The sequence below is a fragment of the Nocardiopsis chromatogenes YIM 90109 genome, assembly GCF_000341185.1.
GTDB lineage: Bacteria > Actinomycetota > Actinomycetes > Streptosporangiales > Streptosporangiaceae > Nocardiopsis_A > Nocardiopsis_A chromatogenes.
This window is the reverse complement of the sequence record NZ_ANBH01000021.1, coordinates 1-24,409: the sequence shown is the minus strand read 5'-3', so window position 1 is coordinate 24,409 and position 24,409 is coordinate 1. Positions and strand designations below refer to the sequence as shown.

Annotated in this window: 20 protein-coding genes and 2 riboswitches; of the genes, 14 read left to right on the top strand and 6 right to left on the bottom strand. The window is 75.0% G+C overall.

From position 1 onward, the window contains the following. Window positions 1–132 precede the first annotated feature (132 nt). The 4 genes from D476_RS0101715 to D476_RS0101700 all read right to left on the bottom strand — a co-directional run bounded on the left by D476_RS0101715 (window position 133) and on the right by D476_RS0101700 (window position 3,684). Window positions 133–597 carry a nitroreductase/quinone reductase family protein gene (locus D476_RS0101715; protein WP_026123135.1) on the bottom strand — a complete coding sequence of 155 codons (465 nt, stop codon included), beginning with the start codon at window positions 595–597 and terminating at the stop codon, window positions 133–135. Window positions 598–663: 66 nt separating this feature from the next. After that, on the bottom strand, window positions 664–1,854 hold the full coding sequence (locus D476_RS0101710) for an acyl-CoA dehydrogenase family protein (RefSeq protein WP_017622259.1): 1,191 nt from the start codon (window positions 1,852–1,854) through the stop codon (window positions 664–666). Continuing rightward, window positions 1,851–3,302: a CaiB/BaiF CoA transferase family protein gene (locus D476_RS0101705; RefSeq protein ID WP_017622258.1), complete on the bottom strand. Its 1,452-nt coding sequence runs from the start codon at window positions 3,300–3,302 to the stop codon at window positions 1,851–1,853. Before D476_RS0101705 ends, D476_RS0101710 begins: the two co-directional genes overlap by 4 nt. A gap of 7 nt (window positions 3,303–3,309) precedes the next feature. Beyond that, the gene (locus D476_RS0101700; protein WP_017622257.1) at window positions 3,310–3,684 is read right to left on the bottom strand and encodes a DUF3870 domain-containing protein; all 375 of its coding nucleotides are present in this window, start codon (window positions 3,682–3,684) and stop codon (window positions 3,310–3,312) included. A gap of 353 nt (window positions 3,685–4,037) precedes the next feature. Continuing rightward, window positions 4,038–4,164, top strand: a riboswitch (SAM riboswitch). A gap of 98 nt (window positions 4,165–4,262) precedes the next feature. Here D476_RS0101700 and D476_RS0101695 point away from each other — a divergent pair. The 3 genes from D476_RS0101695 to D476_RS0101685 all read left to right on the top strand — a co-directional run bounded on the left by D476_RS0101695 (window position 4,263) and on the right by D476_RS0101685 (window position 7,982). Beyond that, on the top strand, window positions 4,263–5,606 hold the full coding sequence (locus D476_RS0101695; RefSeq protein WP_017622256.1) for an aminotransferase class V-fold PLP-dependent enzyme: 1,344 nt from the start codon (window positions 4,263–4,265) through the stop codon (window positions 5,604–5,606). Between the two features lie 1,114 nt (window positions 5,607–6,720). Further along, on the top strand, window positions 6,721–7,428 hold the full coding sequence (locus tag D476_RS0101690) for an SAM-dependent methyltransferase (protein WP_017622255.1): 708 nt from the start codon (window positions 6,721–6,723) through the stop codon (window positions 7,426–7,428). Next, window positions 7,425–7,982 carry a DinB family protein gene (locus D476_RS0101685; RefSeq protein WP_017622254.1) on the top strand — a complete coding sequence of 186 codons (558 nt, stop codon included), beginning with the start codon at window positions 7,425–7,427 and terminating at the stop codon, window positions 7,980–7,982. The genes D476_RS0101690 and D476_RS0101685 overlap by 4 nt, the downstream gene beginning before the upstream one ends. An 83-nt stretch (window positions 7,983–8,065) precedes the next feature. Here D476_RS0101685 and D476_RS0101680 read toward each other — a convergent pair whose 3' ends face one another. Both D476_RS0101680 and D476_RS0101670 read right to left on the bottom strand, forming a co-directional pair. Further along, a complete protein-coding gene (locus D476_RS0101680) occupies window positions 8,066–8,845 on the bottom strand; it encodes a nucleotidyltransferase domain-containing protein (RefSeq protein WP_017622253.1) in 780 nt (259 codons plus the stop codon). A 796-nt stretch (window positions 8,846–9,641) separates the two neighbouring features. Further along, window positions 9,642–12,200: a primosomal protein N' gene (locus D476_RS0101670; protein WP_026123134.1), complete on the bottom strand. Its 2,559-nt coding sequence runs from the start codon at window positions 12,198–12,200 to the stop codon at window positions 9,642–9,644. A gap of 115 nt (window positions 12,201–12,315) precedes the next feature. Here D476_RS0101670 and fmt point away from each other — a divergent pair, with 115 nt between their 5' ends. From fmt to D476_RS0101615, 11 genes are all read left to right on the top strand, one after another. Next, window positions 12,316–13,254, top strand: coding sequence for a methionyl-tRNA formyltransferase (fmt, locus tag D476_RS0101665; RefSeq protein ID WP_017622249.1), 939 nt, complete (start codon window positions 12,316–12,318; stop codon window positions 13,252–13,254). 476 nt (window positions 13,255–13,730) lie between these two features. Continuing rightward, window positions 13,731–15,215 (top strand): RsmB/NOP family class I SAM-dependent RNA methyltransferase, encoded by a 1,485-nt coding sequence (locus D476_RS0101660; RefSeq protein WP_017622248.1) that lies wholly within the window; start codon window positions 13,731–13,733, stop codon window positions 15,213–15,215. A gap of 562 nt (window positions 15,216–15,777) precedes the next feature. Next, a complete protein-coding gene (gene rpe, locus D476_RS0101655) occupies window positions 15,778–16,452 on the top strand; it encodes a ribulose-phosphate 3-epimerase (RefSeq protein ID WP_017622247.1) in 675 nt (224 codons plus the stop codon). Between the two features lie 310 nt (window positions 16,453–16,762). Next, window positions 16,763–17,767 (top strand): phosphatase PAP2 family protein, encoded by a 1,005-nt coding sequence (locus tag D476_RS0101650; RefSeq protein WP_017622246.1) that lies wholly within the window; start codon window positions 16,763–16,765, stop codon window positions 17,765–17,767. 310 nt (window positions 17,768–18,077) lie between these two features. Continuing rightward, window positions 18,078–18,205: riboswitch (FMN riboswitch) on the top strand. A 124-nt stretch (window positions 18,206–18,329) separates the two neighbouring features. Next, window positions 18,330–18,950: a riboflavin synthase gene (locus D476_RS0101645; RefSeq protein WP_017622245.1), complete on the top strand. Its 621-nt coding sequence runs from the start codon at window positions 18,330–18,332 to the stop codon at window positions 18,948–18,950. Then, a complete protein-coding gene (pnuC, locus tag D476_RS0101640) occupies window positions 18,950–19,636 on the top strand; it encodes a nicotinamide riboside transporter PnuC (protein ID WP_017622244.1) in 687 nt (228 codons plus the stop codon). Before D476_RS0101645 ends, pnuC begins: the two co-directional genes overlap by 1 nt. A 155-nt stretch (window positions 19,637–19,791) precedes the next feature. Then, window positions 19,792–21,096, top strand: a complete 1,305-nt coding sequence (locus D476_RS0101635) for a bifunctional 3,4-dihydroxy-2-butanone-4-phosphate synthase/GTP cyclohydrolase II (RefSeq protein WP_026123133.1) — start codon at window positions 19,792–19,794, stop codon at window positions 21,094–21,096. A 324-nt stretch (window positions 21,097–21,420) separates the two neighbouring features. After that, window positions 21,421–21,927 (top strand): 6,7-dimethyl-8-ribityllumazine synthase, encoded by a 507-nt coding sequence (gene ribH / locus D476_RS0101630; RefSeq protein ID WP_017622242.1) that lies wholly within the window; start codon window positions 21,421–21,423, stop codon window positions 21,925–21,927. 32 nt (window positions 21,928–21,959) lie between these two features. Then, window positions 21,960–22,451: a PH domain-containing protein gene (locus D476_RS0101625; protein WP_040724915.1), complete on the top strand. Its 492-nt coding sequence runs from the start codon at window positions 21,960–21,962 to the stop codon at window positions 22,449–22,451. A 646-nt stretch (window positions 22,452–23,097) separates the two neighbouring features. Then, entirely contained in the window at window positions 23,098–23,220 is a 123-nt protein-coding gene (locus D476_RS39595; protein ID WP_275041529.1) for a hypothetical protein, read from the top strand. Between the two features lie 232 nt (window positions 23,221–23,452). Next, window positions 23,453–24,409 (top strand): AAA family ATPase (locus D476_RS0101615; RefSeq protein ID WP_017622239.1); only part of this gene is annotated, 957 nt, incomplete at its 3' end.

The window sequence follows — 24,409 nt, the reverse complement described above, 5'->3', positions numbered from 1 at the left end:
GCCTCCTGCGGGCGGCCGAATCCGGCGTACTCGCTTGGAAGTACGGACGGGAGGGGCGAAAGGGGGCGCCGGAACGCCGACGGGGGCGTCCCTCAGCGGAGGGCGCCCCCGTCGGCCGTCACGGACGGGCGGTCACAGGCGTACGGTCGTGCTCCGGACGATCTCGAAGACCGGGTGGTCGGCGGCCTCGTCGACGAACCACTCCAACGGCGCGTCGGGGGCAGCCCTGAAGTACGGGCCGACCACCGCGACCCGCGGGTTGGCCAGGTACTCCTTGAGCACCGGGGCCGCGCGCCCGGCGTCCACCTCGGCCACGCTGACCAGCTCGATCCAGCCGCCCCGGCGCAGGGTCGCGAAGCCGTCCTTGCGGATGTTGCGCACCCAGCCGACCTCACCGTAGGGGGCGACGAGGAACCGGCCCTGCTCGTTCTCCACCAGGTCGATCGGGGTCGACCGGAGGAAGCCCGTGGACCGCCCGCGGGTGGTCAGCAGCCGCGTGTAGGACGGGCCCAGCCCGTACTTCACCAGGCCGGACACGGTCGCGTCGAAGACGCGCCGCATCTTCCCGGCCCGGAACTGCTTGGTGTCGTTCCCCATCGACATCTCCCTCATTCGGCTCACGACCATTGTGCTGGGTGCGCCGGGGCCGGGGCTACTCGCGGGTCATCGGAACGCCGAGACGCCGGTCACCGCCTGCCCGATGCTGAGCGCGTGGATCTCCTCGGTCCCCTCGTAGGTGGCGACCGTCTCCAGGTTGGCCATGTGCCGCATCACCGGGTACTCCAGGGTGATCCCGTTGGCGCCGTGCACCGACCGGGAGGTGCGCGCCACCCGCTGGGCGGCGGCCACGTTGGCGAACTTGCCGAAGCTGACGTGGTTGCGGTGGCACTCGCCCCGCTCCTTGAGCCGCCCGATGCGCAGCGCCGTCATCTGCGCCTGGTTCACGTCCACCACCATGTCGGCCAGCTTGCGCTGGGTGAGCTGGAAGCCGCCGATGGCCTGTCCGAACTGCTCGCGGGTGGTGGAGTACTCCAGCGCCGACTCGTAGCAGGCGCGGGCCGCGCCCACCACGCCCCACACGATGCCGTAGCGGGCCTCGTTCAGGCAGGACAGCGGCGAGCCCAGGCCGCGCGAGCCGGGCAGCAGCGCCGAGCCGGGCAGCCGCACGCCCTCCAGCACCAGCTCGGAGGTGATCGAGGCGCGCAGCGACAGCTTGTGCCGGACGGTGTTGGCGGTGAACCCGGGGGTGTCGGCGGGCACCAGGAACCCGCGGATGCCGTCGTCGGTGGCGGCCCACACCACCGCCGCGTCGGCGACCGACCCGTTGGTGATCCACATCTTGGTGCCGTCGAGCACCCAGCCGTCGCCGTCCCGGCGGGCGCGGGTGCGCATCGATCCGGGGTCGCTGCCCGAGTCGGGCTCGGTCAGCCCGAAGCAGCCGATCGCGTCCCCGGCCGCCATCCTCGGCAGCCACTCCCGCTTCTGCTCCTCGGAGCCGAACTTGTGGATCGCCGTCATCGCCAGCGACCCCTGCACGGATACGAAGCTGCGCAGGCCGGAGTCGACGGCCTCCAGCTCCCTGCACGCCACCCCGTAGGCGACGGGGCCCGCGCCCGCGCAGCCGTAGCCCTCCAGGTGCATGCCGAGCACCCCTAGGGCGCCCAGGCGCTTGGCGAGCCCGCGCGCGTCGGGGAGGGTCCCGGCCTCGTACCAGTCGGCGACGTTGGGCAGCAGCTCGTCGGCGGCGAACGCGCGCACCGTGTCGCGGATGTCGCGCTCCTCGTCCGCCAGCTCCCGGTCCAGGGCCAGGAAGTCGCGGGCGTCGGGGGCCGCGGCCTTGCGCTGCTCGCTCATCGGTGGTCCGTCCTTCCGTCGTCGTTCGGGGTGTCGGCCGCGGGGGCGGCCGGTCCGGCGGTGCCGCCGGTCTCCGGGTCGGTCTGGCGCACGGCGCCGCGGCCGATCATCGCGGCGATGCCGTCCTCGGGCACGCCCAGCTCGGCCAGGACCTCGCGGGAGTGCTGGCCCAGCAGGGGAGGGGGGAGCGGCGGCGCGCCGCCCCCCGGCGCGCCCGACGCCAGGCGGAACCCGGCGCGGACGGTGTCCAGGGCGCCCGCGGTGGGGTGGTCCACCCGCACCAGCACGTCGTCCCCGGCGGCCTGGGCGGAGCGCACCGCGTCCAGGGGGCCGCGCACCTGCCCGGCGGGGACCCCGGCCGCGGTCAGCAGCTTCAGCCATTCGGCGGCGGGGCGGGCGCCCAGCTCGGCCTCCAGCTCGGGGATGAGCGCGTCCCGGTTGCGGATGCGGTCCGGGTTGCCCGCGAACCGCGGGTTGTCGGCCAGGTCCGGGCGGTCCAGCACCCCGCAGAGGCGCCGGAACAGGGCGTCGTTCCCGGCGGCGACCACGATGTCGGCGTCGGCGGTGCCGAACACCTGGTAGGGCACCACGGTGGAGTGGGCGTTGCCCATCCGGGGCGGCTCGGCGCCGGTCACCAGGGCCTGCTGGGCGATGTTGACCAGGCCGGACAGGGCCGAGTTGATGAGGGACACCTCCACGTGCTCGCCCCTGCCGGTGGCGCGGGCGCGCAGCAGCGCGCCGAGGATCGCCACGGCCGCGTTCAGGCCGGAGAGCACGTCGGTCATGGCCACGCCGACCTTGCCGGGTGGGCCGTCCGGCTCGCCGGTGATGCCCATCAGGCCGCTCTCGGCCTGCACCAGTACGTCGAAGGCGGGGCGGTCGGCCGGGGTGTGCTCGGGGCCGAAGCCGCTGATGGAGCAGTACACCACGGCGGGGTTGCGCTCGCTGACGTCGGCGAAGCCCAGGCCCAGGCGCTCGGCGACGCCCGGGCGGAAGTTCTGGATCACCACGTCGGAGCGGGCGCACAGCTCCCGGACGGCGGCCCGGCCGTCGGGGTCCTTGATGTCCACGGCGAGGCTGCGCTTGCCGCGGTTGACGGCGAGGTAGTAGGCGGCCTCCCCGCCTGCGTGCGGCGGACCCCAGGCGCGGGTGTCGTCGCCGTGGTCGGGGTGCTCGACCTTCACCACCTCGGCCCCCAGGTCGGCCAGGAGCATGGTGGCGTAGGGCCCGGCGAGGACCCGGGACAGGTCGGCGACCCGGATTCCGGCCAGCGGCCCCTCCCGGGCCGGGGCTCCGTCCGGTCCTTCCCGGCCGCCTTGGCCGCTCTGCCCGGCCTGCACGGTCTGTTCGTTCCGGTCGCGCCGGTCGCGCCGGTCGCGCCGGTCCTGTCGGCCGGTCCCGTCGTCCCGTCCGTACCCGGTCGCGTCGTCGCGGTTCGTCTCGCTCATCCCTCGCTCACTCGCTCGACTGCTCGCCGCCGCGCTGTTCGCGGAGCTGGTGGTAGGTCTCCAGGCAGCGGCGCAGCGCGGTGGTGAGGGCGGCGCCGGACTGTCCCGCGTAGCGGGTGCGCACGCGCTCGGCGATCTCGGGGAGGTCGTCGGTGACGGACAGGCCCTCGACGAGCGCGCGGAAGAACTGCTTGGCCAGGTCGGTCAGGAGCGTGGTGTCGGCGGCGACGATGCGCCCGTCCGCGACGTTGACGGCGAGCACCACGCCCAGGCGCTCGTACTGGGAGTGGCTCGCGACCGCGTCGGGCAGGCGGGCATAGCCCGAGACGAGGACGACGTCGGGGTCGGCGAGCAGAGCGCGCGTATGGTCGTGACCGTGCACGGTGTGGGCCCTTTCCGTTTCCAGGCAGCATGAGGCTCCGTAGGGCTGGAGTCTCGCGCCTGGAAGGACGGCCTGGGAAAGCAGGGCGCCCTGAGCGGGAGGGCAGTCGTCCCAGTATCCCCGCAAGCGGTGCACGCCTGTCAATCCTCAGGGGCTTCGGCCCGGCGCCCGCCGCCGACCGCGGGGAGGCCGGGTCCGTACCCGACGGTACGGGCCGCCGTCCCCGGACCCCGGCGACCTGCGGTCGGGCCCCCCTTTCCGGGGCCCTTCCCCGTCCAGGGGCGCACCGCCACCCGGCTCCCACCGGCCCCGCCTTGCGCTGAACCGGACACGGTGCGCTATAGTCCCGCATAGGTCATGAGCGCCAGCGCCAAGCCCCGGCTCGCTGGCCGGCAACCCTCCTACCGCGGTGGGGTGCCCCGGGTGAGGACCAGGTCGAGACACGACCGATGGACGCAACGTGTCAGGCAAGCGCGGACCCCCGCGGGTTCGAGCCGGAGACACCGCCGTGCGCCGAGGACGCCGCGCGGGGACGCTCCCGGCTCCTCTGGGGTCCCGATGACCCCTGAGGAGCAGTGATGACCGCAGTCGTAGAGAACCCCGCCCCCTCCGCCGTCCCGGCGGCCCGCGAGTGTAGCCCCGAGGCGCCCGCGGTGCTCGGCACGGGTGTTCCCGTCCCGCTGGCCGCCGGCGGCACCGTGGACTACGCCAACTTCGACTACGCCGCGAGCGCGCCCTGCCTGGAGGCGGTGCGCGACGCGCTGGACGAGGCGCTGCCGCTCTACGCCAGCGTGCACCGCGGCGCGGGGCACCTGTCGCAGGTCAGCACCGCCGCCTACGAGCGGGCGCGGCGCACCGTCGCCGAGTACACGGGCGTGGGCGCGGGCGACGCGGTGGTGTTCGTGCGCGGCACCACCGACGCGCTCAACCTGCTGGCGCGCTGCGTTCCCGACGGCTGCACGGTGGTGGTCTTCGCCGCCGAGCACCACGCCAGCCTGCTGCCCTGGGAGCACCGGGGGAGCAGGGCCGGGCGAGTCGTGCGGCTGCCGCTGCCGGAGACCCCGGGCGAGGCCGTCCGGGCGGCGCGCGAGGCGCTGCGGGCGGCCCCCGAGGGGCCGCGGCTGCTGTGCGTGACGGCCGCCTCCAACGTGACCGGCGAGATCTGGCCGGTGCGCGAGCTCGCGGAGGCGGCACACGCCGAGGGGGCGCGCATCGCGGTCGACGCCGCCCAGTACGTGCCGCACCGCCGCTTCGACCTGAAGGCGACCGGCGCCGACTACGTCGCCTACTCCGGGCACAAGCTGTACGCGCCCTTCGGCGCGGGGGTGCTGGCGGGCCGGTCCGACTGGCTGCGCGCGGCCGCCCCGTACCTGGCCGGGGGCGGCGCCACCGGCAACGTCACCGACCACGACGTGCGCTGGAACGACCTGCCCGCGCGGCACGAGGCGGGCAGCCCGAACGTGCTGGGCGCGGTCGCGCTCGCCGCGGCCTGCGAGGCGTTGAGGGAGGCCGACCAGGAGCGCCTGCACGCGCGGGAGGAGGCCCTGCTGCGGCGGCTGCGCGCCGGGCTCGCGGCGATCCCGGGGGTGCACGACCTGTGCCTGTGGGACGGGCGCCATCCGCGGGTGGGCATCGTGTCGTTCGTGGTGGACGGGGTCCCGGCGGGGCTGCTGGCGGCGGCGCTGTCGGCCGAGCACGGGATCGGCGTGCGCGACGGCCTGTTCTGCGCGCACCCGCTCACCCGGCACCTGCTGCCCGAGGGGCACGACCAGGCGGTCCGCGCGAGCCTGGGCCTGGGCACGACGGAGGAGCACGTCGACCGCCTGGTGGCGGCCGTGGCCCGGTTGGCAGAGCACGGACCGGAGCTGGAGTACCGCGACGACGAAGGGCGTCTGGTGCCGGTCACCCCGGCGAACGCCTGAGCCGGGCAGGTAGCGCGCAGGAAGTCGGGCCGAGCGCCGGTCGGCGAGTCGCGGACGGGCCAGAGCTTCCACCGCCACCGTCGACCGCGCGGCGTGGGCGTGGTCGCCGAGACCGGCAACGACGGCAGAGCCGGAGCCCCGCTCCAGCTCTGCCCGCCGGGCGGCGGGTCGGCGGAGTGTGGGGTGGAGGGCGGCGACAAAGAGAGGTCGGTGGCCCTTGCGGTAGCGCTGTCGGGCGTGTGCGTGGTCGCTGCCCTCTGCCCCACACCCCGCAGACCACCGCCCGGCCGGGGGCGGGGGTGGGGGACCTGCCGCGTCTCCGCCTTTCCGAGTCGCGAGGGACCCGCCGCCCGGCGGGCAGGGCCGGGGAACCGCTCGCATCCGGCCGTCGCCGCGCATCACAGCGACCACGCACACGCCGGGTGGCCGACGGTGCTGCGGCAAGGCCGGCCGACCTCCCCTCGTCGCAGCCTCTTTCCGGCGACCATGTACACACCTGACGGTCGACAACGCCGCAGGTCGGGCCGCCCATCTCGTCGTCGCCTGCTCTGCCTCACGCCTCGGAGGCCCGCCGCCCGGCCGGGGGCCGTGGGTGTGGGACCTGCCGGGCCCGCCGGGGGCCCTCCGAACCGCCGGGAATCCGCCGCCCGGCAGGCAAGGCCGGGGAACCGGTCCGCCATTGCCGTCGCTGCTGTTCTCCGGGGCATCACTTGCCTGAAAAGCGACATTGGCTCCCGAAGAAATGGATACCGGTTAAAACTTCACTAATCAGGACCTCAAGGGTGAAAGTGGCGCTCGCCTCCCCCCCCTTGGTGACCGGGGCGGTGATCAGGAGGGCGGCGGTGCGGTGCCGTCTCCACCGAGACGGGCCTGGTGTCCCCGGGGGAGCGGGTAACGGGCGGGTGTGCGGGGAGGCGTGCATCGTTGCAGGTCAGAACTGCTCTGCGGAGGTGTCCCGGGTGTCGGGCCGCTTCGTTCTTCCGTGGATCGGAAGCGGTCGCGAAGTGTCCCGCCTGGGAAAACCGGCGTACATTCCCGGTGAATTTATCTCCGGGTGAATGATGTACCTCACACCAGGTAACATCGATCGCCACAGGACTCCGGGAGCGCGATCGTGACTGATGAGTGGCCGGCCCCGCAGATCGTCGAGGACCTTGCCGACGTTCCCCGCCCGCGTGTCGTGGGGCTGGACGGCCGGCCTCCCGCCCAGCGCACCGCGCCCCCCGAGCCCGACCCCCTCGACCGCGCCCGGCTGGCCTTCGCCGCCCGCGCGGCCCGCTACCTCGCCGCCGACGCCGGGGTCCGCCAGTTCGTCGACATCTCCTCGGGGCTGCCCACCTGCGACGCCGTCCTCGACGCCGTCGGGGACCGCGGCTCGGGCGTGCGCGCCGCCTACTTCGACGCCTCCGACGGGCCCGCCCTCCACCCCGGGGCCTCCCCGCACCGGGCGGCCGCGCCGGTGGTGTCGGTGCCCTGGCACTCCCCCCAGGCGCTGGTGGAGCGGATGGCAACGTGCGGGCTCGTCGACGTCGACGAGCCCGTCTGCGTTCTGGTGCTCGACACCGCCCCGAGGACGGGCGGCCCCGCTCCCGGCCCCGACCTGATGGCGGCCCTGCACGGCGTCCTCGGCCCGGGCGGGCACGTGCTCGCCGCCTACCCGGAGGGCGAGCGCCCCGTCCGCGTGTCCCGGGCGCTGGCACCGTTCGTGCCCCTTGAGCCCGGCCTGGCCGACATCACCTGGTGGCCCTACCCGGACGAGGACGTCGCCGCCGAGGGCAGCGGCATCACCGGGGCCGTGGGCCGCGTGGACGGTGCACGGTGACCGCGCTCGACTGGCCCGCCGAGGTCCTCGCCCAGCTGGAGTTCTACTGGGACGCCTCGCTGCGGCCCCGGCTGGACGGGCTCGGCGACGACGAGTTCTTCTGGGAGCCGGTCGAGCCGTGCTGGTCGGTGCGCCCGCGCCCGGACGGCACCTTCGTCGCCGACTGGAGCTGGCCCGAACCCGACCCGCCGCCGGTCACCACCATCGCCTGGCGGCTCGGGCACATCATCGTGGGCGTGCTGGAGCTGCGCGTCGACCACCACTTCGGCAAGGGTGACATGACCTTCGCCGACGCGCACTGGCCGGGCAGCGCGGAGGAGGCGCTGACGCGCCTGGAGGAGGCCTACCGCGCCTGGTGCGCCGGTGTGCGGTCCAAGGCGCCGGACGACTTCGCGGCCCCGGTGGGCGCCGCCGAGCCGGAGCAGTGGTCGGACCTGCCCTTCGCGGTGCTGGCGCTGCACGTCAACCGCGAGGTGATGCACCACGGGGCCGAGGTGGCCCTGCTGCGCGACCTGTACCGCGCACACCCGGCGCACATCCGCGACGCGGTGTAGGGGGCCGAAGTCGCGGTCCCCGGGAGGCGTCGGCCCCCGGTGGGCCCAGCCGCAGGGCGGCCCGGCCTACCGGGGGCGCCGCGTCACAGGCCCCGCTCGGCCCAGTGGCGGCGGTGCGCCTCCACCAGCCAGGCGTCGGCCCAGTCGCGGTCCGGCCGCGCGGGCAGGGGAGACGTGGTCACGAGCCGCTCCAGTCGGGCCTCCTGCTCGGCGGCGGCCTCCAGCGCCTCCTCCAGCGTGTGCTCCCCGCGGCGCAGCTCCCGCAGCCACGTCGCCCACGGGTCCGGCATCGGCAGGGTCAGGCGGCCGCTCTCCAGGATCTCCGCGCCCTGAACCCCCAGCCGCACCATGTGGTACGCGAACTTGGTGTCGAACCCGTACACGTCGATGAGCTCGGGCCGGTTGGTGCGCCGCCCCGAGCGTCGGCCGAGCAGGCTGTCGCGCTGAGAGCGCAGGTAGCCCAGGCACCGGTCGCCGACGCGGCGCGACAGGATCCGCTCGGAGAGCTCCCGCAGCTCGCGGCCGAGCAGGTCGATGCGGACGATCTCCTCCTCGGGGACGAAGAGCGGCAGCAGCACGGTCGGGTTGCCGTCCAGGGCCAGGCGCATCCACTTGCGCAGCGCGTACACGGTCAGGTCGAGGTCGCCGGGGCCGGAGCGGACCCCCTCGGGCTGGGACCGGTACACGTACTGCTCGAAGCCCCGGAGCCCCATGACGTACTCGGGCGGCTCGACGCAGATGCCCATCTCGTCGCGGTCGTCCTGGTCGGACACGGTGATGCCGTGGACACCCGAACCGACCTGGCACTGGAGGACCGTGCCCTTCTCCGCGATCTCGGCGAACTCGGGGGACGCGTGCTTCATCGGAACCTCCCCCGGCCCTGAGCAGGGCCGGTGTCCAGGGTGCGGCGCCCCGCACCGGGGACCTCCCGCGGGTGGGAAGTAGAGCAACGTAGCAGGAACGCGGGCGGGAGGGCTTCTGAATATCGGAGGATGGGCGCATGGGGCTGCGGTCACCGTCAGAGACGCCCCTGGGGAGGTGCGGGAAGCTCTCATGGAAGAGGCCCGACGGCACGGGTGCTCCCGGCAAGACCCGCTGTCGTCCGTCTCCGAACGGGAGGCGGCGTTCAGCGGGAACCGGAGGCTGCTGGCCGAAATCGAACGGGAGCTCGCGGATGGGGGTGGCGCCGGTCCGGACGCCCCCGACTCTGCGGAGCTGATCCGAACCGGGCGTCCTGACGACCCGGAGGCGGACAGAGCGGGGCCGGTGCCGTGAGAGGGGGACCGGTGCCCCCTGGCCGTTCCCCTGGTGGGCCGAGGCGGATGCCGTCCGGGAGCGGCGTGGGTTCGGCCGCCGTCGGGTGTTCGTGGCGTCGACTCCGGAAACGACCTGATGGTGGCCGTAGGCAGCGGTGGACGACACGGCGGCCCCTGACGGTTGCGTCCGCGCAACGTCCGTCCGGCCAGGCCAGCGCGATCGTCGTGATTCTGGGGCGCCCCCCTGCGTCGGTGCCCTGGCCGACGGCCCGCTTGTCGGGGAACCGATGCAGAGGCAGGGCCGCTCCGAGGCAGGGAGGGGCGCGTCGGCTTGGCCGGACGGAGATGGCGCCGTTCCCGTAGGCGCGACCGACGCCGCCCCAGCGGACGCGGGTACCCCGTATCACACCACCTGGAGCGGGTCCATGCGCACCTGCGCCAGGTGCTCCTCGCGGCGGGCGCTCCTCGCGGCGGCCGCGGCCTTCAGCGCCTTGGTCAGCTCGTAGGCGTCGGCGTGCGGGACCCGCAGCAGTGCCCGCTCCGATGACTCCTCCGACGACCGGGGCCCCGGCCCGCCCGCGTCGACCGGGACCGGGCCCAGCACCTCCGCCGACTCCGGCAGCGACAGCCCGTCCAGCAGCTCGCGCACCTTCGCCGGGGCGCCGGTCACCGACGCCATCGTCACCGCCGGCGGGAACCCCAGCTCACGGCGCTCCTCCAGCTCGCGCTCGGCCAGGCCGGACGGGTCCCAGCGCACGAGGGCCTGCACGGCGGGCACCGACGCGTCGGCCATCACCACCACGCGCCCGCCTTCCTCGGCGGAACGCACGAGCGCGGCGGCGCTGAACCAGCGCCGCGCCGCCTCCTCCGACGCACGCAGGTCGGCGCGGCCCAGCATCGCCCAGCCGTCCAGCAGCAGCGCGGCCGCGTAACCGCCCTCGGCCACCGGCTCGGCGCCCGGGGTGGCCACCACCAGCGCCGGGCGCTCCGGAACCGTGGTCAGCACCTCGTCCCGGCCCGACGTGCGCACCGGCAGGGACGGGAAGGCCCGTCCCAGCTCCTCGGCGGTGCGGCGGTCGCCCACGACCGACGCCCGCACCCGCGCGTGCCCGCACTCCTCGCACTGCCAGTCGCCCGCGATCCGCCCGCACCAGCGGCAGTAGGGGGCGGCGTGCGCGCTGCGCAGCGCCAGCGGCCCCTGGCAGGAACCGCACCGGGCATGGGCGCGGCACCGGTTGCACGCCAGCGACGCCAAGTAGCCGCGGCGGGGCACCTGCACCAGCACGGGGCCGTGCGCGGCCGCCTCCCGGGCGACGCGCATCGCCAGGTGGGGCAGGCGCGCGGCGCGGGCCGCCTCGTCCCGGGCCAGCTCGAAGTCGTCGCCGGAGGCGCGGACGGCGGGGGCGCGGCGGCGCACCGTGGCGCGGTCGGCGGTCAGCGGGTGCGCCCAGCCGGACTCGACCAGCCGGGCGCCTTCGGCGGTGCGGGTGTGGCCACCGATGAGCGCGGCGGCCCCGGCGCGGTGGGCGCGGAGGGTCAGCACGGTGCGCGCGTGCGGGTAGGGGGCGTGCGGGTCGGCGTGCACGTCGTCGCCGTCGTCCCAGAGCACCACCAGGCCGAGGTCGTGCACGGGGGCGAACATGGCGGCGCGGGTGCCGACCACGGCGGAGGCCTGTCCGCGCAGGGCGGCCAGCCAGCGGCGGTACCGCTCGGCGGGGCCCAGTTCGGCGGTGAGGGCGACGTGTCGGCCGGGTCCGAGGCGCTCGGTCAGGGCGGCGTCGAGGACGGCGACGTCGCGGCCGTCGGGGACGACGACCACGGCGCCGCGACCGGCATCGACGGTGGTACGGACGGCCACGGCGATCGCGTCGTCCCAGCCGGGGCCGGGCAGCGCCGACCAGACGGCGCGGGGGGCGCGCCCGGCGCGCAGGGCGGAGACGAAGGACGGGCCGAAGGGGTAGTCGGCCCAGGGGCCGACGGCATCGGGGGCGGGGTCGGGGTCGGGGGAGCCGTTCGCGTCCGTGTCCGCGTCTGCCGGGGCGGCCGGTTCCGGCGCCTCCTCTCCTTCGTGGCCGTGTTCCTGGAGGGCGGCCGAGGGGGCGGGTTCCGGTGCGGCGCCCGTGTCCTCTGCCTCGGGGGCGTCCGCATCGGACGGGGAAGCCGGGGGAGCATCGGTCGGGGGGCCGGATTCCGCGGTGTCGTCGGGCTCGGCGCTCTCCTGGGGCGTGTCGGCCGTGGGCGTTTCGGGGGCCGTTCCGTCGTCCTCGGCGCTCGGCGCGGCGTCGGTGTCGGTGTCGGTGTCCGGGGAGACGTCGGCCGCTGCGCTGTCGTCCGTGCCGCCGTGCTCGGGCTGAGCGCTCTCGGCGGGCGCGTCGGCGGCTTCCGCCTCGCCCCCTGAGGGCTCGTCGGTCGCGGCCTCATCCGGCTTCTTGCCCGTCCGCCCCTCCTTCTCCACGCGCGCGTGGCGGGGTGGGACGGCGAGTCGCAGCACGTCGCTGAAGGTGCCCGCGTAGCGGTCGGCGACCGCACGGGCGAGGTCGCGGATCTCCGGCGTCAGCACCGGCTCAGGGGAGACCACCGCCGACAGGTAGGACAGGCGCCCGGTGAAGTCGGACGCGGCCGCGCGCTCGATCAGGAACCCGCTCAACACCTGGCCGTGGAAGGGCACGCGCACGCGGCACCCGGGGACGGCGTCGTCGGCCATGTCCGCCGGGACCTGGTAGTCGAAGAGGCGGTCCAGGTGGGGCAGGGGCGTGTCCACCGCGACCCGTGCGATCGGCAGCTCGTCCGCGGGGCTGCGCTGCTTCGGGCCCTTCTTCGGCTTGGCCGGCTTGGACGCCGCCTTGCCGCCCGTCTTCGCGGCGGCCTTCGGAGCGGCCGGTCCGCCCTGCGCGTCGGCGGCCGGCCCGGCCTCGGGCACGTCGAAGAGGAGCCCCTCCCCGGGCTCGGGCTGCGGATCCATCGTGCCCAGGTTTACCAGAGCCCTCCGACAGGCGGCGGCTGGTAGACAGGAGGCCACGGAGCTATCCCGGCCGCGGAGTGGCGCGGCGGCCCGGGCGCGAGGGGAGAGGGAGCCGATGAAACTGGTGTTCGCCGGAACGCCGGAGGTGGCGGTGCCGACGCTGAAGGCGCTGCTGGACTCCCGGCACGAGGTGGCGGCGGTCGTCACCCGGCCGGACGCGGTGGCGGGGCGGGGGCGCCGGGTCACACCGAGCCCCGTGGCGAGCGTGGCCGAGGAGGCCGGTCTGGAGGTCCTGAAGCCCGCCAAGGCCGACGACCCGGAGTTCCTGGACCGGTTGCGGGAGATCGCGCCGGACTGCTGCCCGGTGGTGGCCTACGGCGCGATCCTGAGGCAGGAGGCCCTGGACGTGCCGCGGAACGGGTGGGTGAACCTGCACTTCTCGCTGCTCCCGGCGTGGCGCGGGGCGGCTCCCGTGCAGCACGCGGTGCTCCACGGGGACGACGTGACCGGGGCGACGACGTTCGAGATCGTGCCGGAGCTGGACTCGGGGCCGGTGTACGGGATGCTGACCGAGCCGATCGGGCCCGGCGACACGAGCGGGGACCTGCTGTCGCGGCTGGCTGAGGCGGGCTCGGGGCTGATGACGCGCACGCTGGACGGGATCGAGGACGGGTCCCTGGAGGCGCGCGCGCAGAGCGCGGACGGGGTGTCGTTCGCACCGAAGATCAACCCGGAGGACGCGGAGGTCGACTTCACGGCGCCCGCGATGCGGGTGGACCGGCTCGTGCGGGCGTGCACCCCGGCGCCGGGGGCGTGGACGACGTTCCGGGGGACACGGCTGAAGCTGGGACCGGTGACGCCGGTGACGGACGTCGTGGCGGGCCATGACCTGGCGGCGGGCGAGCTGGCCGTGGAGAAGAAGCGCGTGCTGGTGGGGACGGCGACCCATCCCGTGAAGCTGGGGGATGTGCAGGCCCAGGGCAAGAAGATGATGAGCGCGGTTGACTGGGCGAGGGGCGTACGCCCGGAGGAGAGGGAGCGCCTGGGCGGCTAAAGGATGATGGGCGGGCGGAATGGGGATGCGGACAGAAGTGGTCCGCATGTGTTGTTCGGATGGTGAAGTTTCGATAACGCGGCCCGTTCGCCCAGGTCGTAGAGGGTGAGCCCCGCAGACGCGGGATGGACCTATGTGGGTGGCGCGGCAGAGCATGGCCAGGGTGTGAGCCCCGCAGACGCGGGGATGGACCGGCCACCGGCCGGGGGCGCGGCGTGGCCGTCTAGTGAGCCCCGCAGACGCGGGGATGGACCGCTGTTGAGCCCGTAGATCTGGCTCGCCATGATGTGAGCCCCGCATACGCGGGGATAGGCCAGAACCGGCCCGCGCTCACCTCCGGCAGGTCGCGCGTCTGGCCGCCTCACTCGCCCCCTGCGTGTGACACGGCCTCGCCCCTCGTCACGCGCAGTATCCTCGGGGAGGCCCATCCAGCCACTTTCGACCGCCACAATCCCCTGCGTGAGGCTGATCCCGACGTGACCGACCGTTCCCGTTCCCCGTACCGTTCCGGACGACGCGGCCCCGGGGCGGGCGGCTCAGGCGGCAAAGGCAAGGGCCAGGGCACCCCCCAAAAGGCCGCCCCCTCCGCCTCCCCCGGGACGACGGTCCGCCGCGTCGCCTACGACGTCCTCCGCGCCGTCCAAGAGCGCGACGCCTACGCCAACCTCCTCCTCCCCGCCAAGCTCCGCGACCGCGGCCTCACCGGCCGGGACGCCGCCCTCGCCACCGAGCTCACCTACGGCACCCTCCGCCGCCAGGGCACCTACGACGCCGTCCTCGACGCCTGCATCGACCGCTCGCTCTCCTCCGTCGACGCCGAGGTCCTCCCGCTCCTCCGCCTGGGCGCCCACCAGCTCCTCGGCACCGGCATCCCCCCGCACGCCGCCGTCAGCGCGACCGTCAACGTCGCCCGCCGCTCCGTCGGCCAGCACCGCGCGCGCTTCGCCAACGCCGTCCTCCGCAAGGTCGGCGCCCGCGACCTCGATGCCTGGCTGGAGATCGTCGCCCCCGGCGCCGACGACCCCGTCGGCCGCCTCGCCATCGTCCACAGCCACCCCCGCTGGGTCGTCGAGGCCCTCGCCCGCGCCCTCGGCGACGACCCCGCCGGGGACCTGGCCGAGACCGAGCGCCTGCTCGCCGCGCACAACGAGCGCCCCGAGGTCACCCTCCTCGCCAAGCCGGGCCGCGCCTCCATCGCCGACCTGGTCAACGCCGGCGCCCGCGAGGCCCGCTACTCGCCCTACGCCGCCTACCTGCCCGAAGGCGACCCCGCCCAGCTCACCGAGGTGCGCCAGCGCCGCGTGGCCGTGCAGGACGAGGCCAGCCAGCTCGTGGCCCTCGCGCTGGCCCGCGTGCAGGTCGACGGTTCCGACACCCGCTGGCTGGACGCCTGCGCCGGGCCCGGCGGCAAGGCGGCCATGCTGGCCGGTCTCGCCGGGCAGCGTGAGGCGCGCCTGCTGGCCGCTGAGGTGCAGCCCGCGCGTGCGGGCCTGGTCGCCCAGGCGGTCCACCGGTCGGTGCGCGACGCGGGCCGCGTCGTCGTCGCCGACTCGACACGCCCGGCGTGGAAGGACGAATCGTTCGACCGGGTCCTGGTCGACGCCCCCTGCACCGGCCTCGGTGCGCTGCGCCGCCGCCCGGAAGCGCGCTGGCGCCGCACGCCCGAGACCGCCGAGGAGCTGCGGCCGACCCAGGAAGCCCTGCTCCAGCGCGCGCTGGACGCCACCCGTCCCGGGGGAGTGGTGGCCTACGTGACCTGCTCGCCGCACCTGCCCGAGACGGAGGGCGTCGTGGAGGCGGTTCTGGCCGACCGCTCCGACGCCGAAGTCCTCCGCGCGGCCGACTACCTGCAGGAGGTTCCCGACACCGCTGCGGGCGGGGACGGCAGGTACGTCCAGTTCTGGCCCCACCGCCACGGCACCGACGCGATGTTCCTAGCCCTTCTCCGCAAGCGCGCCTGAGCCGCGGTCCCCGGCGCCCTGACGCCTTCCCGAACCACGAGGAACCCGGCGGACGGCAGGCGGGGCCGGGGAACCGCCCGGCTTGCTCCCTCGCCGCCATCAACGGCGACTACGCACGCGCCGGGCGGCCGACAGCGCTGCCGGAGGGGCCGCCGACTTCTCCTCGTCGCTGCCCCACCACCGTGCACTCCGCCGACCCGCCGCCCGGCCGGGGCCGGTGAGCGGGGCACGTGCCGGGCCGCCGCCTTTCCGGACCGCGAGCAACCCGCCGGACGGCAAGCAGAGCCGGGTAACCGCCCGGCTCACCCCGTCGCCGCCCACCACGGCGACCACGCACACGCCCGCCACCCGACGACGCTGCCGGAAAGGGCCACCGACCTCTCCTCGTCGTCGCCCTCCACCCCACACCCCGCCGACCCACCGCCCGGCAGGTAGCCCGGAGCGGGGTTCCTGCCGATCCGCTACCGCCCCCGGTCGTCCGCCCGGTGGGCGAGCCCGGGGCCGAAACCACCGGGGGCGGGGGTGACCAGGCACGGGCTCCGCCCCCATTAGGATCGGCAGCGTGGCAATCCAGATCTCTCCCAGCATCCTCTCCGCCGACTTCGCGCGCCTCGCCGAAGAGGCGGCCGCCGTCGAGAACTCCGCCGACTGGCTGCACGTCGACGTCATGGACAATCACTTCGTGCCCAACCTGACCCTGGGCCTGCCGGTGGTGGAGTCCCTGCTCAAGTCGGCCAAGCTCCCCCTGGACTGCCACCTGATGATCGAGGACCCCGACCGGTGGGCCCCCGCCTACGCCGAGGCCGGGGCGGGCAGCGTCACCATCCACGCCGAGGCCGCCAAGGCCCCCGTGCGAACCCTGCGCGCCATCCGCTCGGCCGGGGCCCGCGCCTCGCTCGCCCTCAACCCGGGCACGTCCCTGGACTCCTACGCCGACCTCCTCCCCGAGGTCGACATGCTGCTGCTGATGACGGTCGAGCCCGGCTTCGGCGGCCAGAAGTTCATCGACCTGGTGCTGCCGAAGATCCGCAAGGCCCGCGAGCTCGTGGGCGGCCGCGACGCGCAGGTGTGGGTGCAGGTCGACGGCGGCGTCGCCGGGGACACCATCGAGCGCGCGGCCGAGGCCGGGGCCGACGTCTTCGTCGCCGGGTCGGCGGTCTACGGTGCGGAGGACCCCGCCTCCGCGGTCGAAGCCCTGCGCACCAAGGCCGAGAAGGCCTCCGTGGCGTCCCCCTGAGCCCGCCCGTCCCGGCGCTGCCCGGCGTGGAGCCGCCCGGCTCCCACGCGGGCGGCCCAACGGCCCCGACTCCCGACCCCCGCCTCCGGGCACTTGGGCGCCGCCGGGCCCGCCGCTAGGATCACGCGGTAACCGAACGGCGTTCCGGTGCGATGCACAAGCATGCACGAGGGCGCCGCGACATCGACGGTCCCGCGGCCGGGCGCCGCGGGTCCAGGAGGACGGGTGAGGGTATCGGGCCCCGGCCCGAGCAGGCGCGCTCAGAGCCACGTCCGGCCGCAGTGCAGGATCCGTGAGGAGCGGGGTGCGCATGGACGCGATATGGGGCGCCGAGACGGGCGCCGTCGAATGGGTGCAGGGCTGGGGCTCCTGGCTGGAGCCGATCATGCTGGCCGTCACCATGCTGGGCTCGAAGACGCTGCTCATCGCCGCATTGCCGCTGGTGTTCTGGAGCGTGCACGCGAGCCTGGGCGCCCGCCTGACCGTCGTGCTGCTCGGCTCGGCGACGGTGAACGGCGTCCTCAAGACCGTCGGGCACGGCGCCCGTCCCTACTGGTACGACCCCGGTGTGCGCCCCCTGGCCACCGAGTCCTCCTTCGGCATCCCCTCCGGGCACGCCCAGACCGCCGTGACCCTGTGGGGCTACCTGGCCGCGATCGCCGCCCGGCCCCGCGTATGGGCGGCGGCGCTGGTGCTCATCGCCCTCATCTGCCTGTCCCGCGTCTACCTGGGCGTGCACTTCTTCACCGACCTCCTGGGCGGGCTGGCCGTCGGCGCCCTGCTGCTCTGGCTGGTCCTGCGCTACGAGCGCCGCGCGGTGGCCTGGTGGCGGTCGCGCACCCTCGTCGTCCAGATGGCGCTGGCCGTGGGGCTGTCGGCGGCGGGCCCGCTGCTGGTCGCGCTGGTCCAGGCCACCGTGTGGAGCGGCTGGACGGTGCCCGAGGCGTGGACCGGCCCGGTGCCGCCCGACCCCGACACGGGCGCGCTGGCCGACGCGGCCTCGCTCAGCGGCGCGCTCCTGGGGGCGCTGGTCGGGTTCACCCTGCTCGACCGGAGGGGCTGGTACAGCGCCGACGGGTCGCTGATCACCCGCGCCGCCCGCTACATCACGGGCATCACCGGCGTGGTGCTGATCTTCGTCGTCGTCAACCTCGTCTTCCCGGCTTCGGCGACCGCCGCCGCCGAATACACCACCTTCCTGGCGGTCACCCTGTGGGCGTCGTTCGGGGCGCCGGAGCTGTTCGTCCGTATGCGGATGGCCGACCGCGAGCGCGAGGGGTCCGACGAGCCCGCCACCGTCGCCCCGCCCAGGTGACGACGGGGGAGGGGCGCGGTACCGGCGGCGTGCCGGGCGCCCCGCCCGGGTGGGGTATGTCACTTTGCGTCTGAGATGTGCGGTCTTGCGCCGTGGCGGCGCCGGGGTCCTGGGCCACGGCGACGCCACGCCCGGCCCCGCCCCACCGTGCGGCGGGACCGCCTGCCATGTCGGCTTTTCCGACTCCCCGGCGGGTCCGTGCGTCCTGCGCCCCGACACGCCCCCGGCGCCCGGCCCCCGCCCTTCTGCGGAACCCGCCGCGAGCCGGGAATGGAAGCGCGTGGCACACTGTTGGCCGAGACGTACAAAACGCGTGCTCCGGGGTCGGTGAAAATCCGAACCGGCGGTGATAGTCCGCGACCCGGCCGAAGCCATCGGCCGGTGGAACCGGTGAAATTCCGGTACCGACGGTGAAAGTCCGGATGGGAGGCGTACGCGTGGGACCGGTGCGACCGTTCGGCCCGTGAAGGGCCGGAGGCGACGACCGGGCCCTGGTCGGCGGACCCGAGGGTCCGCGCCGTGAACCCCGGAGCCTGGACCAGGTGAAGGGGAAGGCCCGACGTTGTTCACCGGAATCGTGGAGGAACTGGGCGAGGTCGCCGAGATCACGCCGTTCTCCGACAGCCAGGGGGAGTCCGCCCGCATCGCGCTGCGCGGCCCCGAGACCACCTCCGACGCGGCCCACGGCGACTCGATCGCCGTCAACGGGGTCTGCCTCACCGTCACCGGGGTCGACGGCGGCGTGTTCACCGCCGACGTGATGAAGGAGACGCTGGACCGCTCCTCCCTGGGCGCCCTGCGCCCCGGATCCCCGGTCAACCTCGAACGCGCCGCCAAGGTCTCCGACCGGCTCGGCGGCCACATCGTGCAGGGCCACGTCGACGGCACCGCCGAACTCCTGGAGCGCACCCCCGCCGCCCGCTGGGAGACCCTCCGCTTCAGCCTTCCCGGGCACCTGGCCCGCTACGTGGTGGAGAAGGGCTCCATCGCCGTCGACGGCGTCAGCCTCACCGTCGCCTCCGTCGAGCCCGTCGCCTTCACCGTCTCCCTCATCCCGACCACCCTCGAACTGACCACCCTGGGCCGCAAGGGCCCCGGCGACCCGGTCAACCTCGAGGTCGACGTCGTCGCCAAGTACGTCGAGCGCCTCACCCAGGCGGTGCGCACCGGAGAGGCGTCCTGATGGGCGGCGCGCACACCGGCGTGTGGTGGCTGGAGTGGGCCTACGCCGGATTCACCCTCTTCGGCGAGCACGTGCGCTGGGCCGACCTGGTCGGCAACATCGCCGCGCTCGCGACCGTGGCGCTGGCGGTGCGGCGGTCGATGTGGACCTGGCCGGTGCAGCTCACCGGCGCGGTGCTGCTCTTCGCCGTGTCCATCGACGCCCACCTGACCGGCAACGCCCTCAAGCAGATCATGTTCGTGGGGCTGGTCGTCTACGGCTGGACCCGGTGGGCCCGCGCCACCAAGGGCGGTGCCGAGCTGCGCGTCCGCCCGGCCACCGGGCACGAGCGCGGGGTCCTGCTGGGGCTGCTCGTCGGCGGCACCGTCGCGGTGGCGCTGCTGTTCGAGGCGACGGGCCTGTCCTGGGCGCCGTGGCCGGACGCGTTCATCTTCGTCGGCAGCGCCGTGGCCACCTTCGGGCAGAGCCGCGCCCTGATCGACTTCTGGTTCGTGTGGATCGCCGTCGACCTGGTGGGCGTCCCGCTGGCCCTGATGTCGGGGCTGTGGGTGACCGGCGCCGTCTACAGCGTGTTCTTCGTCCTGGCGGTCATCGGCATCCGCGACTGGGTGCGCCGCCACCGCGCGGCCGAAGCCGCCGAAGCCGCAGAGGCGGCCGAGGCGTCCGGACGGGAGGCGGTCGCATGACCCCGCCCGCGACGCCGTCCGCCGCGTCATTCGCGCCCGGCTGTACCGCGCCCGGCCCCGCCACCGCACCCGACACGTCCACCGCGTCCGCCGCTTCCAGCGCGCCCGACGCACCCCGGCGCACCGACGCCGCCTCCCGGGAGGAGACCGCCCCGATGACCGCAGTCCAGGAGACCGACGCCCCGGCCGCAGGCGAGCCCATCCGACTCGACACCATCCCCGAGGCGGTCGCCGACATCGCCGCCGGGCGCCCCGTCATCGTCGTCGACGACGAGGACCGGGAGAACGAGGGCGACATCATCTTCGCCGCCGACGCCGCCACCCCGGAACTGCTGGCCTTCACCATCCGCCACACCTCCGGCGTGGTGTGCGTGCCCATGCTCGGAGAGGACCTCGACCGGCTCGACCTGCCGCTCATGGTCGCCGCCAACGAGGAGGGCATGCGCACCGCCTACACCGTCACCGTCGACGCGCGCGCCGGGGTGAGCACCGGCATCTCGGCCGCCGACCGGGCCCGCACCATCGGCCTGCTCGCGTCCCCGGCCTCCACCGCCGCCGACTTCGTGCGCCCCGGCCACATCCTGCCGCTGCGCTACCGGGACGGCGGCGTGCTGGCCCGCCGCGGGCACACCGAGGCCTCGGTCGACCTGGCCCGCCTGGCCGGGCTGCGCCCCGCCGGGGTGCTGGCCGAGGTCGTCAACGACGACGGCACCATGGCGCGCCTGCCCGGTCTGCGCGCCTTCGCCGACGAGCACGGGCTCAAGCTGGTCTCCATCGAGCAGCTCGTCGCGCACCTGGAGAGCACCGGGGACGAGGTGCGCTCCGTCGACGCCCCGCACACCGACCGCGCCGCGGCCGTGGAGCGGGAGGTGGAGACCCGCGTCCCCAACCGGTTCGGGGACTGGCGGGCCGTGGGCTACCGCGGGCTCGGCGACGGCGCCGAGCACGTCGCACTCGTCCTGGGAGAGGTCGGCGAAGGCGAGGAGGTGCTCACCCGGGTGCACTCCGAGTGCCTGACCGGGGACGCCTTCGGGTCGCAGCGCTGCGACTGCGGCGAGCAGCTCGACGCCGCCATGGAACGCATCGCGGCCGAGGGCCGCGGCGTCGTGGTGTACCTGCGCGGGCACGAGGGGCGCGGAATCGGACTGCTGTCGAAGCTGCGCGCCTACCAGCTGCAGGACGGCGGGGCGGACACCGTCGACGCCAACCTGGAGCTGGGACTGCCCGCGGACGCCCGCGACTTCGGCCCGGCGGCCGGGATCCTGGCCGACCTGGGGGTGCGGTCGGTGCGGCTGCTCAGCAACAACCCGGACAAGGGCCCGGCGCTGCAGGCGCGGGGGATCGGGGTGCGCGAGCGCGTGCCGATGCCCGCCTCGGTGACCCCGGACAACCTGCGGTACCTGCGCACCAAGCGCGACCGGATGGGACACGACCTGCCCGGCGTGGCCGCCGGGGAGTAGGAGCGTCGGGGCGGGCCGGACGCACGGACACACCGACGCGCGAAGGCGCGGAGTCCCGGGCGCCGGGCGGCGCCCGGACCCGCCCCCATCGGCCGCGGCGGCGGGACCCGGAGGAAGGCGCCGGAACGCCGGACACCCGGCGGACCGGCGCGGGTCCCGCCGCCGCACCCCCGCACCTCTGCGCGCCGCGCCCGCACGGCGGTCCCTGAAACGGCCGCCCCGAAACCGGCGACACCGGGGCACGGCGCCCCGGCACGGCCCCGCGACGGCCGCGCGACGGCGGCGGGCCGCACGAACGAACGACCACGAAGGACACAAGGACACATGAGCGGAACCGGACGCCCCGACGAGCAGCGCTTGGAGGCCCCCGGCACGACCGTCGGCATCGTGGCCACCCACTGGAACGCCGAGTTCGTGGAGCCGATGCTGGAGCGGGCCCTGGCGGCCGCCGAACGGGCCGGGACCGAGACGCCCACCGTGGTGCACGTCGCCGGTGCGGTGGAACTGCCCGTCGTCGCCCAGGAGCTGGCACGCACCCACGACGCGGTGGTCGCCCTCGGCGCCGTCGTGCGCGGGTCCACGCCGCACTTCGACTACGTGTGCCAGTCGGTCACCCACGGCCTCACCGAGGTGGCGCTGCGCACCTCGACCCCGGTCGGCAACGGCGTCCTGACCTGTGATACGCAAGAGCAGGCGCGCGAGCGCAGCGGCCTGCCGGGCAGCGTCGAGGACAAGGGGCGCGAGGCGGCGGAGGCCGCGATCGGCTCCGCGCTCGTTCTGCGCGGTCTGCGCGGGGACGGCGCCGGGGTGCACAGGCACCGGGCGGGGTAGAGACGACTTCGGGAGCGAGGGGCGGGCGCCGGATGGGCACGAGGGCGGGAGAGGCCGCTGTGGAAGGGACCGCGAGCGGTGGGAGCACCGGTCTCCCGAAGGTGTACCGGCCGCGCAACATCCGTGTGGTGGCCTACGGCCTGGCGGCCATCGTCGTGGCGACGATGGTGGTGCTGGCGGCCATGCTGCCCCCGGACTGGCGCCTGCAGGACCGGGTCGGCCTGGTACTTCTGGGCCTGGTCGGCGCGGGCGCCCTGCACCTGCTGGGGCGGCCGAGGCTGGTGGCGGCCGACGACGGTGTGACCGTGGTCAACGGCATCCGCACGTACGTGCTGGAGTGGGCCGAGATCGTGGACATCCAGATGCGCGAAGGCGAACCCTGGCCGTCGGTGGACCTGGCCGACGGGGCGACGCTGGCGGTCATGGGCATCCAGAGCAACGACGGCGACCTGGCCCTGAAGAACCTGGAGGACTTCCGCTCCCACCTGCGCGACCGCGGCGAGGCCGACGAGCCGGGCAGGTGACTTCTGACCGTGCGGGGCGCCGCTGGGGAAGGGCGTTCCCGCGTGGGGAGAGCGTCCCTGAGGAAGGCGCCGCGCCCTTCCGCCCGCCTGAACGTCGGCGGCCGGGCCGCCCCGGGCGGTAGGCGGCGGAGTCGGCCGATGCCCGGCAGGCGGCCGGTCGGAGGTTCGGCACGGTGTGCGTGAGGGGCGGCGCTGTCGGGTGCCGGGTGCGTGGCCGCCCCGGATTGCCGATCTCGGGAAGCACGACCCGCCCTGCGCGGTGCCGTTTTCCCCGAGAGCCTCACCGAGCGCGGGGTCGCCGATCGGTTGTTGCGATTGAGGAAGCCGTTGCGGGCCCCGGCCGGGGGCCGGAGGCGGTAACCAGGGGCATTGGGGGCCTGGTGTCGAGCAGGTCCGGGACCCGGGCGAACCGCGGTTCGGTGCGGCCCCCGTCCAGCAGGATCTCGATTCCCTAACGTTCGGTGACCGTCTGCCGATCGCCCGGCGCACGCGGCTCCCCGTGTTCGGACCTGCGGAATCGCAACACGGACGGGAGCCGTCGGCGACGGTCGGCACCGGACGCGGAGCCGCTTGAATCCCACGCGGCCGACCCGCCCCCTGGAAATCCGGTTGAACCGGGTGGCCGGTGGGTGGCGTCATAGTGGGCATGGAGACCCTCACTGTAAGCATCCGGGCGACCCGGACTGCGCGTGCCGGCGCCGACCGGGTCTCCGCCCTGTTCTGGACACTCGTCACCGTGCTCGCCCTGATGTCGCTGATGAACGGCTGACTCGGGCTACCTGAGCCGCCCCGCGGGGCCCTCGGGGGTCCGGGTCCCGGCCCCCGCCCCCTTCACCGCCACCTCCCTATTCCTCTTCACCCGGCCTCCGCCCATGTGCGCGCACACGAGCCCCCGCGCCCCCCGTCCCGGAAATTTGGAGGATCATGACCTCTCCGGTTGTGGGACACGGCACATAGCCTTGTTCCAAGAACAGGACCATCGGGCGGCCCAGAGGAGGGGCATGGGGGCGATCGGCGCACCGGGCACCGGCCCGGGCGACCCCGAGACCCTGGCAGCGTTATTGGACGACCAGGGGTACCTGGCCGACGACGGTGCCGCCACCGCGTGCTTCCTCGCCCTGCGTATGCAGCGGCCGCTCTTCCTCGAAGGCGACGCGGGCGTCGGCAAGACCGAACTGGCGCGCGCCCTCGCCGGGGTCCTCGGCGCGCCGCTCATCCGCCTGCAGTGCTACGAGGGGATCGACGCCTCCCAGGCCCTCTATGACTGGGACCACCCCCGCCAGCTCCTCCACCTGCGCGCCGTGCAGGCCTCCGGCGCCGCACCGGGCGGCGCCGGGGAGCTGGAGGCGGGCATGTACGACCGCCGCTACCTGCGCGCCCGCCCGCTGCTGCGGGCCCTGGAGGAGAGCGCGCCCGGCCGCCCCGCCGTGCTCCTCATCGACGAGATCGACCGCGCCGACGACGAGTTCGAGGCATTCCTGCTGGAGTTCCTCTCCGACTTCGCCATCTCCGTCCCCGAGCTGGGCACCGTCCGTGCCGCCGCGCCCCCCGCGGTCGTGCTCACCTCCAACCGCACCCGCGAGGTGCACGACGCCCTCAAGCGCCGGTGCCTCTACCACTGGACGCCCCACCCCTCCTTCGAGCGGGAGGCCGCCATCATCGCGCGCCGCCGCCCCGAGGCCGCCGAGCGCCTGGTCCGCGAGGTCGCCGCGGCGGCGCAGCGCCTCCGCGACCCGGCGGCATCCGGCATCGACCTGCTCAAGCCCCCCGGCGTCGCCGAGACGATCGACTGGACCGCCGCCCTGACCGCGCTCGGCGCCACCACGCTCGACTCCGGCGCCGCGGCGCGCACCCTGGGCGCGCTCGTCAAGCACCGCGACGACGTCGACGCCGTCCGGGAGCGGCTGTCCTCCCTGCTCAACGGCGGTCCCGTCGCCGCCTCGGCCCCCGGCGCCGGG